This is a genomic window from Actinomadura rugatobispora, from assembly GCF_042656285.1.
Taxonomy (GTDB): domain Bacteria; phylum Actinomycetota; class Actinomycetes; order Streptosporangiales; family Streptosporangiaceae; genus Spirillospora; species Spirillospora rugatobispora.
In genome coordinates this window covers 98,906-111,731 of record NZ_JBHSON010000053.1, presented here as the reverse complement: position 1 = coordinate 111,731, position 12,826 = coordinate 98,906, and the positions used below count along the sequence as shown (strand labels likewise).

Sequence of the window (12,826 nt, the reverse complement as noted above, 5' to 3'; positions counted from 1 at the left end):
GATTACGACGGGATCATTCCGGAGAAACGCGGCACAATACAACGCGGCGGCCTTACCCTCGCTCCGAAAACGAGGTAGGCGATGAGCGGTTCCGAGTACGGCCGGTACGGCGGCGGAGGACGGAGAAGGTGGGCCGAGGTGCTCGTCCCCCTGGCCGGGGCGGTCACGCTCGCCACACTGCTCGGCATCGGCGCGTACGCGTTCGCGAGCGCCGGCGCCGCATGCTCCGGCGATGACACGGTCACGCTGGACGTGGCCGTGGCGCCCGGCATCGAGCCCGCGATGGCCAAGGCAGCCCTCCGCTTCAACACCGACCGCCTCCCCACGAACGTCCGGCCCGGCGGCGACGCCGGCGGGGAGGGCGGGCGCTGCGCGCGGGCCGTGGTGCGCAAGGCGGACCCGGGGGCGATGGCCGCGCTGCTGGCCGGACGCAGCGTCCCGCAGGGCACCGGCGACCGGCGGCCCGACGTGTGGATCCCCGACTCGTCCCTCTGGACGGCGCTGGCCGCCGCCACGCCTGCGAGCCCCGGCTCCACCCCGTCCCCGTCCCCCGCGCCGGCGGGTGGCGGCGCGGTCGAGGTCACCCGGACCTCGGTCGCGCGCAGCCCGGTCGTCGTCGCGCTGCCCCGCACCCTGGCCGCCTCCCTCGCCCGGCAGGGCGTCACGGCCGCCCCGTCCTGGGACAACCTGCTCAACGCCGCCGGGGGCACGGCGGGCGGCGCGGTCACCAAGAACGCGGTGATCCCGCCCGGTTCGGTGCGGCTGCTGGTCCCCGACCCGGCCCGCGTCGCCGCCGGGATGCACGCGCTCGTCCTCACCGACATCCTGCTGGCCAACGACCCCAACAAGGACTCGATCTTCACCGGCATCGTCCGCACCGCGCGGGAGAGCACGCTGCCGACCGTGGAGTCGCAGTTCACCCGGTTCCGTCCGGCGGCGACCGGCAGGCAGCCGATCGCGCTGGCCTCCGAACGGGACGTGTGGGCGTTCAACCGGACCCGGCCCGCCGAGCCCGCCGTGGCGCTCTACCCGCAGGAGGGCACGCTCTCGCTGGACCACCCGTTCACGATCACGACGGCCGATCCCGGCCGCCGGGCCGCCGCGCGCCGGCTCGAACGCGCGATGGCGTCCGAGGCCACCCGCGCCGACGTGCGCGAGCTGGGTTACCGCTCCCCCGACGGGAAGGCGCCCGGCTCGTTCACCGCGGCGGCCGGGGTGAACCCGGGACGGCCGCGCGAGCTGCCCGCGCCCAAACCCGCCGCCGTCCGGCAGGTCATGCAGTCCTGGTCGAAGCTGTCGCTCGGCATCCGCATCCTGACGCTGCTGGACATCTCCGGGACGATGGCCGAGCCGATCGCGCCGGGCATCACCCGGTTGCAGGCCACCGCCCGGACCGCGCAGGGCGGGCTCAGCATGATGTCCAACGACACCGAGCTCGGCGTGTGGGCGTTCTCCACCGAGCTGCAGGGCGACCAGGACTGGCGGGAGCTGGTGCCGGTGGGCCCGCTCGGCGAGCGGATCGGGTCGGCGACGCGGCGGCAGGCGGTGCTGTCCCGGCTGGGGTCGGTCCGGCCGAAGACGACGGGCGACACCGGGCTGTTCGAGACGCTCACGGCGGCGTACCGGGAGATGACCCGCACCCACAAGGCCGAGTTCGGCAACACGGTGCTGCTGTTCACCGACGGCAAGGGCAACGACGACCCGGGCGGCCCGTCGCTGGAGCGCACGCTGGCCGACCTGCGGGAGATCACCGATCCGGGCCGGCCGGTGCAGATCGTCATGATCGGGGTGGGCCGCGACGTGGACACCCGGGAGCTGCGGCGGATCGCCGAGGTCGTGCCCGGCGGCGTGTACGTGGCCGAGTCGCCGGACCAGATCGTCAAGATCTTCCTGCAGGCGCTCTCCCGCCGCATCGGCGAGTGAGCCCGGCCGCCGCGCCCGGGCCCGATCAGGAGTCGAGGCCCGGGGCCGGGTCCAGCAGCCGGACGGCGCTCAGCGCCAGCACCACCTCGGTCAGGTCGCCGGGACGGGCCAGCAGCCGCCCGGTGAGCTGCTCGATCCGCCGCAGCCGGTTGAGCACGGTGTTGTGGTGGCAGTACAGCCTGGCCGCGGCGCGGGCGGCCGAGCCGTCGCACTCCAGCCAGGTGGTGAGGGTCGACAGCAGCACGTCCCGATAGACCGGGTCGATCTCGTACAACGGGCCCAGGACGGTGCGGCCGAGCCGTCCGGCCAGCCGGGGCTGGGAGACCACCAGCGCGGCGGGCAGCCGCCGGTCCAGCAGGGCGATCTCGGGCTCGTCCGACCAGCAGGTGCGCAGCGCCAGTTCGGCCAGCCAGCGGGCCGTGCCCAGTTCCGACAGCGCGTGCACGACGGGGCTGACGCCCGCGTGCGCCCGGACGTGCGGCCGGACCGCCTCGATCAGCTCGTCCAGGCTCGCGTTGCCCAGCGCGACCAGCGCGACCTGGGTTTCGGCGCGCATTCGCCACAGGAAGCGGATCCCGCCCGTCGTGGAGACCGACTCGGCGGCCTGCACCCCGGCGCGGGACGCGGCGGGGCCCGGCCGCGCGGCCATGTCGGCCTGGCCGAGGACGACGACGGCGTACCGGCCCTGCTCGGGCAGCCCGAGCACCTCGTTGGCGGTGGCGAGCAGGCCGCCGTCGGTGCCGTGGCCCTCCAGCAGGGCGTCCACGACCGCCTGCATCCGCTCCTCGTTGCGGCGCAGCAGGTCGTACTCGGTGCGGTGGTAGGCGGCGGCGGCCGTGCTCGACTGCTCGTCGATGGCGTACCAGGTGCGGGTGGCGTGCCGGACCAGCGTCGGGACGTGCGCGGGCTCGTCCTGCGCGACCGCCTCGACGACGGCCTCCCAGAACACCATGCCGGCCAGCCGGTACGAGCGCAGCAGCTGGTCGAGGGGCTGGCCCTGCTCGGCGCGGCGGCGGCCCAGCCGGGCGGCCCATTCCAGGTCGGTGCGGCCGCGGTCGGGGTCGAGGATCGCCTCCATGCCGTGGCCGAGACCGATGTGGCACACCTGCCACAGGTCGTCGCGCAGCCCGGAGGGGCGCTCCCATTCCTCACCGTCGCCGCGCAGGATCTCGGCGACCAGCCGGTCGGCGAGGTCGGGCAGCCGATCGGTGAGCCGCTGGACCGCCTTGCGCATGATCGCGGTCCCACTGCGGTCGGTTGACGTCGTCGGGCTCGACACCGCCTTCACCTTCCTCCACGAGAAGTGGCGCCATGGTGCCATCGGCGCGCGGTTGTGACCAGTCACCGGGGGCGGCGGCCGGAGGGATTGTGTCCGCTCACAATCGGCGGGTCCGCCGGTTGCTTCGCCTCCCTCAATGAGAACGCCGCTCTAGACCTCCTCTCACGGCCCGTGCTCTTGTTCAACCCCCGGCCCGACTGAGGCTCTGAAGGAGGCAAGGTGCGCGCTCGGCGACCGCTGCACGGGAGGGCTCCCGCATGAGTCCACCGGCACTGACCGTGACCGATCTGACGGTCGACTACGGCCCGGTGCGGGCCCTGCGGGAGGTCTCCCTCCTGGTGCCCGAGGGCGGTTTCGTGGCCGTGCTCGGCGGCAACGGCGCGGGCAAGTCCACGCTGCTGCGGGCGATCTCGGGCGTGCTCGGCTACCACGGCGGAACGGTCCGCGGCGGCACGATCGGCGCCGGCGCGGACGCCCCGGGCGGGCGTGCGGCCCGGGACCGGCGGCCGGACCGGATCGTCCGGAGCGGGGTGGTCCAGGTCCCCGAGGGCCGGGAGATCTTCGCGCGCATGACGGTCGGGGAGAACCTGCGCGCGGGCGCGCTGGGGGCCCGCGACCGCAGGTCCGTGGCGGCGGCCCGGGACCGGGTGCTGCGGCTGTTCCCGGTGCTGGCCGAGCGCGAGCGGCAGCGCGCCGGGCTGCTGTCCGGCGGCGAGCAGCAGATGCTGGCGATCGGCCGCGCGCTGATGGCCGAGCCGCGGCTGCTGCTGCTGGACGAGCCGTCGCTGGGCCTGGCCCCCATCATGATCGGCCGGATCGCGGAGACGATCCGCGCGATCAACGGCGAGGGCATCGCGGTGCTGCTGATCGAGCAGAACGCGGCGCTGGCCCTGGAGCTGGCCTCCTACGCCTACGTGCTGGAGGTCGGGGCGGTCGCGCTGGAGGGTCCGGCGCGGGAGCTGGCCTCCTCCCCCGAGGTCCGGGACCGCTACCTGGGGGTCAGCACGGAGAACGACGCCACCGACGACGCGATCGCCGCCGCCGCGCCCGTCCGCACGCTGTCGAGGTGGACCGGATGAGCGCCACCGCCCCCCACCCCGAGGCCGCGGAGGCCGCGCACCCGGACGCGCCGGAACTGGTCGTGGACCGGCTCACGGTCCGGTTCGCCGGGCTGACCGCGCTGGACGAGGTGAGCCTCACCGTCGCGCCCGGCAGCCTGCACGCGTTGATCGGCCCCAACGGCGCGGGCAAGTCCACCTGCTTCAACGTGCTGTCGGGCGTGTACCGGGCCACATCGGGGAGCGTGCGGCTGGGCGGCACCGAGCTCACCTCCCTCGCGCCGCACCGGATCGCGGCGCTCGGGATGGCCCGCACGTTCCAGAACATCGCCCTGTCGGGACGGCTCAGCACCGCCGACAACCTCATGCTCGGCCGGCACCGGCTCACCCGCACCGGGTTCGTGTCGGCCGGGCTGCGGCTGCCCGGCGGGCGGCGCGAGGAGCGGCGGCACCGCGACCGGGTCCGGGAGATCGCCGAGTTCGTCGGCATCGAGGAGCATCTGGCGACCCCGGCGGGCCTGCTGCCGTACGGCGTGCAGAAGCGGGTCGAGCTGGCGCGGGCGCTGTGCCTGGAGCCGCGGATCCTGCTGCTGGACGAGCCGGTCGCCGGGATGAACGGCGCGGAGCGGCTCGCGATGGCCGCCACGCTGCGCCAGGTCCGGGCCGGGCTCGGGCTGTCGCTCCTGCTGGTCGAGCACGACATGGACATGGTGGCGCGGCTGGCCGACGAGGTCACGGTGCTCGACTTCGGCCGGCGGATCGCCTCCGGCCCGCCCGCCGCCGTCCAGCGCGACCCCGAGGTGATCCGGGCCTACCTCGGCACCGGAGGCAACGGAGAGAGGAGCGAGAGCACGTGAGCGCGTTCGCCGAGGTCCTGGTCAACGGGCTGTCCAGCGGGGCCGTCTACGCGCTGATCGCGCTGGGCTTCGTGATCATCTACAAGGCCACCGAGGTCATCAACTTCGCCCAGCCGTCGCTGCTGCTGGCCGGCGGCTACGTCATCGCCGAACTGCACGACGACATCGGGTTCGCCGCCGCGCTGCTGCTCGGCATCGGCACCACGGCCGCGCTGGCCGCGCTGGTGGAGGTGCTGGTGCTGCGGCGGCTGAAGGCGAACGCGGCGGGCGGGCACTCCACGCTCAGCATCGTCACGATCGGCGTCGACATCATCCTCACCGTCGAGCTGACCCGGCGGATCGGCACCCGGGTGCTGCCGCTGGGCGACCCGTGGGGCGACCGGGTGGTCCGGCTGGGCGACGTCACGATCGCGCAGACCCGGCTGGCGGCGATCGCCGTCGCGGTCGTGGCCATCACCGCGTTCCTGCTGGCGTTCAAGTACACCTCGTGGGGCATCGCGATGCGGGCCACCGCCGAGCGGCGGGAGACCGCGGCGCTGATGGGCGTGCGGCTGGGCCGGGTGTCGGCGGGGGCGTGGGCGGTGGCCGGGGCGTTCGCCGCGCTGGCCGCGCTGTTCCTGTGCGTGTTCCCCACCCCCGGCCTCGACCGCACCACCTCGTTCGCCGCGCTGAAGGCGCTGCCCGCCGCGGTGATCGGCGGGGTGGACTCCACCACCGGGGCGCTGGTCGGCGGGCTGCTGATCGGGATCACCGAGTCCGCGGTGGTCGGCTACCAGGCCGACTTCTCGCTGCTGGGCGGCGGCTTCGCCGAGGTGGCGCCGTACCTGCTGATGGTCGCGGTGCTGCTGGCCCGCCCGGCCGGCCTGTTCGGGACGCGGGAGGCCGCCCGTGTCTGAACGACTGCCCCGGGTGCTCCTGGTCGCGGGCCTGGCCGGGCTGCTGGTCCTGCCGTTCTACGCGGGGTCGTTCTGGCTCCAGGCGGGGCTGTTCGCGATGTCGGCCGCGGTCGGCGCCATCGGCCTGAACGTCCTCACCGGCGCCGCGGGCCAGCTGTCCCTCGGGCACGCCTTCTTCCTCGCCGTCGGCGCGTACTCCTACGTGTGGCTGGCGGCCGAGCCGGAGAAGGCCGCCGGGCACGAGCTGACCGGCCTGGGCCTGCCCACCTGGCTGGCCGCGCTCGCCGCGGTCGCGATCGCCGGGGCCGCCGGCGGGCTCTGCGCCCCGATCGCGGCACGGCTCAAGGGCGCCTCCCTCGGCGTCGCCACGCTCGCGCTGGTCTTCCTCGGCCAGCACGTCCTGTTCCGCGCCGATCCGGTGACCGGCGGCGTCAACGGGCGCGCGGTGCCGCCGCTGGAGCTGTTCGGGTTCACGTTCGCGGACGTGCCGCAGCCGGTACTGGTGCTGGGCGTGCCGTTCGGGGGCCTGGAGCGGCTCTGGTACCTGGCGCTGGCCGTCCTGCTGCTGTCGGCCTGGTTCGCCCGCGGCGTGCTGCGGTCCCGTCCCGGCCGCGCCCTCAACACGCTGCGCGACCACGAGATCGCCGCCGGGGCGCTGGGCGTGCCGGTCGGCCGCTACCGGGCCGCCGCGTTCGTGCTGTCGTCGATGTACGCGGGCCTGGCCGGGGTGCTGCTGGCCCTGGTCTTCCAGCGGACCGTCCCCGACTACTTCGGGCTCGCGCTGGCCCTGGACTACCTGGCCATGATCGTCATCGGCGGGCTGGGCACGGTGGCCGGCGCCGTGCTCGGCGCGGTGTTCGTCGCCGTGCTCCCCTCCCTGCTCACCCGCTACGGCGAGGCCATCCCGCTGGTCGCCGAGCCCGGCGCGCCCTCGGGCGTCGCGCCCGCCGAGGCGGCCCGGCTGGTGTACGGCGCGGTGTTCGTCGCCGTCCTGCTCTTCCTGCCGGGCGGACTGCTCGGCGCGGCCGCCCGGTTCCGCCGCGGGCGCGCCTCCTCCCGCCACCGCACCGGAGCTCCCCCTCCAGCCCCGCACAGCACCGGCAAAGCCGGCCAAGCCAGCCATGAACCCGAGGAGCAACGCGCATGAAGCATCCGATGAACCGGCGGCGGGCAATGCTCGCCGCGGCGGCCGTGTCCCTCAGTGTCGCGGTGGGTGCCGCGGGATGCAGCGGCAAGGCCGCCGAGGGCGGCGGGTCCGGCGACGTGAAGGCCGGTCCCGGGGTCACCAAGGACAAGATCACGCTGTCCGCGCTGACCGACCTGACCGGGCCGTACGCCGCGCTCGGCAAGGGCGTCACCCAGGCGCAGAAGCTGTACTACGACCAGCTGAACGCGGCCGGCGGGGTCTGCGGCCGCAAGATCGAGCTGGTGGTCCGCGACCACGGCTACGACGTGCAGAAGGCGCTGGCCGCCTACAGCGAGGTCGGCCCGCGCTCGGCGGCGATCCCGCAGGTCATCGGGTCGCCGATCACGATCGCGCTGCGGCAGCGGCTGGAGAACGACCACCTGCTCACCATCCCGCAGGCGTGGTCGCACACCCTGCTCGGCAGCAAGTACGTCCAGCTCACCGGCACCACCTACGACCTGGACATCATCAACGGCGTCGACTTCCTCATGCGGGCCAAGGGCGTGAAGAAGGGCGACAAGGTCGGCCACCTGTACCTGGAGGGCGACTACGGGCTGAGCGCCCTGGCCGGCGCCAAGTACGCGGCCGGGAAGGCCGGGCTGACGCTGGTCGAGCAGCAGGTGAAGGCCACCGACGCGGACATGACCGCGCAGGCCGGCGCGTTCAAGAAGGCCGGGGTGAAGGCGATCCTGGTCAGCGTGAGCCCCAAGCAGGCCGCGTCCCTGGTGGGCGTGGCCGCGGCGAGCGGGCTGAACGTGCCGTACGCCGCGAGCAACTCCGCGTTCGCCCAGCAGCTCCTGGCCACCCAGGTGGGCGGGATCATGCAGAAGGACTACTACGTGGCCACCGCGGGCCCGCCGTTCAGCTCCGGGACCCCGGCGCTGCAGAAGCTCGCGGGCGAGTACCAGATGGCCTACAAGGGGGAGCCGCTGGACTCGGCGGTGTACTCCGGCTACGTCACCGCCGCCATCGTCGGCGAGGCGCTGAAGAAGGCGTGCCAGAGCAAGGACCTCACCCGGGACGGCATCGTCGCCGCGCACCGCTCGAACGCCAGGTTCGACCTCGGGTTCGGCGCCGCCACGATGGACTTCACCCAGTGGAACCGCCCGTCGGCGCGCGGCAGCTTCATCGTCAAGCCGGACAAGGCGTCCCAGGGCGGCACCAAGCTCGTCGAGCCGTCCAAGGAGTCCGAGCTCGCCAAGGGCTACAACCCGCCCGCGGGCTGACGGCCGGCGGGCTCCGCCTCTGAGGGGGGACGCCGCCGGGCCGGCCCATCGGCCCGGCGGCGTCCGGAAGAGGCGACAAGCGGGGGTTCGTGCGCCCGATCGACACGAACGGAGAGTGTGACGTGACCGCCACGACGACCGCCGCCCGCCTGCTGGAGGCCGTCCCGGACCGCCACCGGGACGCCGCCCCGGCCCCGGCCGTGCTGCACGGCCGTGACCGGGAGCTGGAGGCCATCGGCGGGCTCCTCGACCAGGCCCGGGACGGCCAGGGCGGGGCGCTGGCCGTGCTCGCCGGGCCCGGCCTGGGCAAGACCGCGCTGCTGGAGGCCGCCTCAGAGCGGGCCGGTCCCGGCTTCCGGACGCTGCACGCGCGCGGCGTCCGGCAGGAGTGCGCCGTCCCGTACGCGGGGCTGCACCGGCTGCTGCATCCCGTGTCCGGTGCGATCGCGCGGCTGCCGGAGGCGCTGGCCGGGTCGCTGGCGCCGCTCGCGGGCGGCGCCGACCGCGACGGGGCCGCGCCGTTCACCCTGTACTCGGCGGTGTGCGCGCTGCTGTCGGAGGCCGCCGCCGACGGCCCGGTGCTGTGCCTGGTCGACGACGCGCACCTGCTGGACCGGGTCTCGCTGGAAGCGCTGGCGTTCGCCGCCCGGCGGCTCCGCGGCGTCCCGGTCGCGATGGTGTTCGCGGCCCGGCCGGGGCCGCCCGTGTCACCGGTGGTCGAGTGCCTGGCCGACATCCCGGCGCTGCGCCCGGCCCCGCTGGACGAGGCCGCGGGCCTGCGCGTCCTGGAGGACCTGACCCGGGGCGCGCTGGACGAGGAGGCCGCCGAAGAGATCGCCGAGCTGGCGGCGGGCAACCCGCTGGCGCTGGTGGAGCTCACCGCGGCGCTCACCCCCGAGCAGTTGTCCGGCACGGCCCCGCCGCCGCGCGCGCTGCCGCCGCGCAGCGCGCTGCGCTCCCACTACCGGCGGCGCTACCTGCGGCTGACCGCCGGGGCGCGGCGGCTGGTGCTGATGGCCGCCGCCGACGACCGGCTCGACCTGAACACCCTCGCCCGCGCCGCCGGCGAGGACGGCATCGACCTGCGGGAGCTGGAGTGGGCCCGCGCGTCCGGGCTGATCCTGGTGGACGGCGACCGGGTCGAGACGCCCAGCGCGCTGATCCGCTCCAGCGTGTACGCCGACGCCCCGCCGGCCGAGCGGCGGTCCGTGCACGAGCTGCTGGCCCGCGCCCTGGACCGCGACGGGCTCGCCCCGCGGCGCAGCTGGCACCGGGCGGCGCTGGCCGAGGAGCCCGACGACGCGCTCGCCGCCGAGCTGGCCCGTGCCGCCGAGTCCCTGCGGAACGACGGGCGGCACGAGGAGGCGTCCCGGATCTGGCAGCGTTCCGCGGTCCTCACCGCGGCGCCGGAGATCCGGGCGGACCGTTATATCGCCGCGGCCCGCCAGGCCTGGACCGCGGGACGGACCCGGCGCGCCCGCGCGATGCTCCGGCAGGTCCGGCCGTGCACGTCCGACCCCGGGCGGATCGGGCGCGCCGACCTGCTCCAGGGCGAGATCGAGATGTGCGACGGGCTGCCGGTGATGGCGCTGTGGATCCTGCAGGAGGCCGCCGACCGGCTGGCGGGCGTGGACCCGGCGCTGGCGCTGGAGGCGCTGCTGAAGGCGCAGGCCGCCGCCGACACCACCGGCGACCACCACTGCTACCGCGGCATCACCGAACGCGCGATCGCGCTGCCGTCGCCTCCCCCCGGAACCGCCGTGCCGGTGATGGAGCTGTTCCGCGACTACTTCGCGGGGCTGAAGGCCGCGGCCAAGCACCGGCAGGACGAGGCGGAGCGGCGGCTGCGGCGCGTCCTGGGCGCGGCGGAGGCGATCGACGAGCCGTCCGTCCGCTCCTGGGCGAGCGTCGCCGCGATGGCGCTGGGCGACGACCGCCGCGCCCGCGACCTGGCCGCCCGCGGCGTCGCCGGGACGCGCGGGCGCGGCGGCACGGTGGTGGAGCCGCGCGCGATGACGCTGCTCGCGCACTGCGAGATCATGCTCGGCCGCTACCCGGCGGCCGAGGCCACGGCCCGCGAGGGGATGCGGCTGGCCCGCGCCGCCGGGCAGCGCAACCAGCTGATCGAGCAGCGGGCCGTGCTGGCGCTGCTGGCCGCCTTCCGCGGCGACCGGGAGGCGGCGCTGGAGCAGCTGGACGGCCTGGCCGAGGAGGGCGGGCGGCGCGGCCTGATCCGCGCCACGTCCCTGGACACCTGGGCGATGGCCTGCCTGGACCTGGCCGACGACCGTCCGGCCGACGCCGCCGCCCGGCTGCGGCACCCGGCGGGTTCGGGGTCGGCGTACCCGGTGCTGCGGCTGCTGGCGATCCCGCACCTGGTCGAGGCGGCGGTGCGGACCGGGCGGCGCGGCACGGCGCTGCGCGCGTTCGCGGCGTTCGAGCGCTGGGCGGGCGACGGCCGCGCCCCTGTGCGGGCGGCGCTGGCCGAACGCTGCCGGGCGCTGCTGGCCGAGGACGACGAGACCGCCGGCAAGCACTTCGAGGAGGCGCTGCGGCTGCACGAGGGGGGCGACTCGGCGTTCGAGCTGGCCCGGACCGCGCTGCTGTACGGGCACCGGCTGCGGCGCGGCCGGCGGCCCCGGGACGCGCGGCCGCACCTGCGCAACGCCGCGCAGATCTTCCAGCGGGCGGGCGCCGAGCGCTGGGCCGCCCGCGCCCTCGCGGAGCTGCGGGCGGCGGGGGAGACGCTGGAGCGGCCGGCGCCGGACGGGTCCACCGGGCGGCCGGGGCCGCTGGCGGAGCTGACCGCGCAGCAGCTGCAGATCGCGCGGCTGGTCGCGGGCGGCGCCACCAACCGGGAGATCGCCGCCCGGCTCGTCATCAGCCCGCGGACGGTGGACGGCCACCTGCGCAACATCTTCACCCGGCTCGGGCTGCGCTCCCGGATCGAGCTGGCCCGCCTGTTCCACTGAGGCGCCCGCGGCCGGGCCGCGGGCGGGGGGCGCCGTCCGATTCGGCCCCGCACGCGGGCTATCGTCCGGATCATGACGCGGATCGGGCGGGAGATCATCGAGCTCTGCCGTGAACGGTTCGGCCCCCCGCCCCGCGCGTTCGAGCGCGGCGACGCCCGCGAGGTCCGGCTCGGTGCCCCGGTGTGGCTGCGCCTGGCCCGCGACGGTTCGCTGCGGACGATCCTCCGCGACGTCCTGGAACGCCAGGAGATGCTGCTCGCCCACGGACGGGTGGTGTGGGGCAGCGTCGTCCAGGCGGACGCGTCGCTGTTCCGGCGCGGCCGGGGCGACCGGCCCGCGCTGGTCATCTACAGCCCCGACCCGGCCTTCGACGAGATGCCCGACGACCTGCAGGACATCGCGGGCCGGCTGTTCAGGCTGCGCGGCGCCGCCCCCGGCGACCCGGACCTGCGGAAGTTCGCGGCGATGCTCGCCGACCCGGACCGGCGGCCCTCCCGCGCCCCGGTGCCGCGCCCGCTGGTGGGCAGCCTGCCGGTGTACGCCACCACGGTGCTGGTCGCCCGCCGGCACGTCCCGGACCGCCATCTGGCCGCGGGCACGTTCCCGCTGATCATCCATCCGGAGACCGAGAGCACCATGCTGCTGCCGGGGCGCTACTGGCCGCCCCCGCTGCTGGCGCTCTGGAAGGCCGCCGCCGACGGCACCGGCCGTTCATGAATTGACAAACCGGATGTTTCACTGTGCTCATCTCCGATACGGAGACCGGTGAGCGATCCGACCGAGGAAGTTTACTTGTTCCACGATGTCCGGACGGCTCCGGCACCGATACGGTGGTCCCGCCAGATGAGCGGGCACCGGGCACCGCGAGCCGTCCCGGATTCCGGCTCGGGGCAGGGGCGCCCGGCGAATTCGATCGTGAACCGCGTACGGTGCGCGCCGCCGATCTTCCGACTCGCAGAGTGGTGACCCCGTGACCCTAGGTGCGACACCGTGAGCACGAGCACGAGCGAACCCGCGATGGACCGGCTCGGCGACCGGCTGCTGCTGCCCGCCGCGACCGGCTCCCCCGGCGACGGGCGGGCGGTGCGCCGCGCCGTCCGCGAGCGCGCGGCCAAGGTCGTCGGCGCCCCGGACGTGCTGGACGACATCGAGCTGATGACCGCCGAGGCCCTGGCCAACGCCGTGCTGCACGGCTCGGGCGCGATCGGGATCACCGTCGCGACCGACGGCCGGCGGCTGCGCGTCGAGGTGCGCGACGACGGCCCCGCCGACGTCCGCAAGGACCCGGCCCGGCGCTGCGTCGACCACGGCCGCGGCCTGGCGGTCATCGACGCGCTGTCGGCCGAGTGGGCGCTGGAGCGGTCCTCCGGCGAGACCCGCCTGTGGTTCGTCGTGGAACCGCCCGACGCTCCTGACCCGGCGTCCTGAC

Annotated in this window: 10 protein-coding genes; 9 read left to right on the top strand and 1 reads right to left on the bottom strand. The window is 75.4% G+C overall.

Annotated features, from left to right (window positions below; translation table 11 throughout):
* The first annotated feature begins 81 nt into the window (after positions 1-81).
* The gene (locus ACFPZN_RS32860; protein ID WP_378286181.1) at positions 82-1,923 is read left to right on the top strand and encodes a substrate-binding domain-containing protein; all 1,842 of its coding nucleotides are present in this window, start codon (positions 82-84) and stop codon (positions 1,921-1,923) included.
* A 25-nt stretch (positions 1,924-1,948) separates the two neighbouring features.
* On the opposite strand, the gene ACFPZN_RS32855 is transcribed toward ACFPZN_RS32860, so the two are convergent.
* A complete protein-coding gene (locus tag ACFPZN_RS32855; RefSeq protein WP_378286180.1) occupies positions 1,949-3,157 on the bottom strand; it encodes a PucR family transcriptional regulator in 1,209 nt (402 codons plus the stop codon).
* A gap of 302 nt (positions 3,158-3,459) precedes the next feature.
* Here ACFPZN_RS32855 and ACFPZN_RS32850 point away from each other — a divergent pair, with 302 nt between their 5' ends.
* The 8 genes from ACFPZN_RS32850 (at position 3,460) to ACFPZN_RS32815 (ending at position 12,825) form a co-directional block, all read left to right on the top strand.
* Positions 3,460-4,281: an ABC transporter ATP-binding protein gene (locus tag ACFPZN_RS32850; protein ID WP_378286179.1), complete on the top strand. Its 822-nt coding sequence runs from the start codon at positions 3,460-3,462 to the stop codon at positions 4,279-4,281.
* Positions 4,278-5,117 (top strand): ABC transporter ATP-binding protein, encoded by an 840-nt coding sequence (locus tag ACFPZN_RS32845; RefSeq protein WP_378286178.1) that lies wholly within the window; start codon positions 4,278-4,280, stop codon positions 5,115-5,117. The genes ACFPZN_RS32850 and ACFPZN_RS32845 overlap by 4 nt, the downstream gene beginning before the upstream one ends.
* Positions 5,114-6,013, top strand: coding sequence for a branched-chain amino acid ABC transporter permease (locus tag ACFPZN_RS32840; protein ID WP_378286177.1), 900 nt, complete (start codon positions 5,114-5,116; stop codon positions 6,011-6,013). The genes ACFPZN_RS32845 and ACFPZN_RS32840 overlap by 4 nt, the downstream gene beginning before the upstream one ends.
* A complete protein-coding gene (locus tag ACFPZN_RS32835; protein WP_378286176.1) occupies positions 6,006-7,160 on the top strand; it encodes a branched-chain amino acid ABC transporter permease in 1,155 nt (384 codons plus the stop codon). The genes ACFPZN_RS32840 and ACFPZN_RS32835 overlap by 8 nt, the downstream gene beginning before the upstream one ends.
* Positions 7,157-8,425, top strand: a complete 1,269-nt coding sequence (locus ACFPZN_RS32830) for an ABC transporter substrate-binding protein (RefSeq protein ID WP_378286175.1) — start codon at positions 7,157-7,159, stop codon at positions 8,423-8,425. Before ACFPZN_RS32835 ends, ACFPZN_RS32830 begins: the two co-directional genes overlap by 4 nt.
* A gap of 122 nt (positions 8,426-8,547) precedes the next feature.
* Positions 8,548-11,397 (top strand): ATP-binding protein, encoded by a 2,850-nt coding sequence (locus ACFPZN_RS32825; RefSeq protein WP_378286174.1) that lies wholly within the window; start codon positions 8,548-8,550, stop codon positions 11,395-11,397.
* Positions 11,398-11,469: 72 nt separating this feature from the next.
* The gene (locus ACFPZN_RS32820; protein ID WP_378286173.1) at positions 11,470-12,114 is read left to right on the top strand and encodes a hypothetical protein; all 645 of its coding nucleotides are present in this window, start codon (positions 11,470-11,472) and stop codon (positions 12,112-12,114) included.
* 273 nt (positions 12,115-12,387) lie between these two features.
* The gene (locus ACFPZN_RS32815; RefSeq protein WP_378286172.1) at positions 12,388-12,825 is read left to right on the top strand and encodes an ATP-binding protein; all 438 of its coding nucleotides are present in this window, start codon (positions 12,388-12,390) and stop codon (positions 12,823-12,825) included.
* Position 12,826 lies beyond the last annotated feature (1 nt).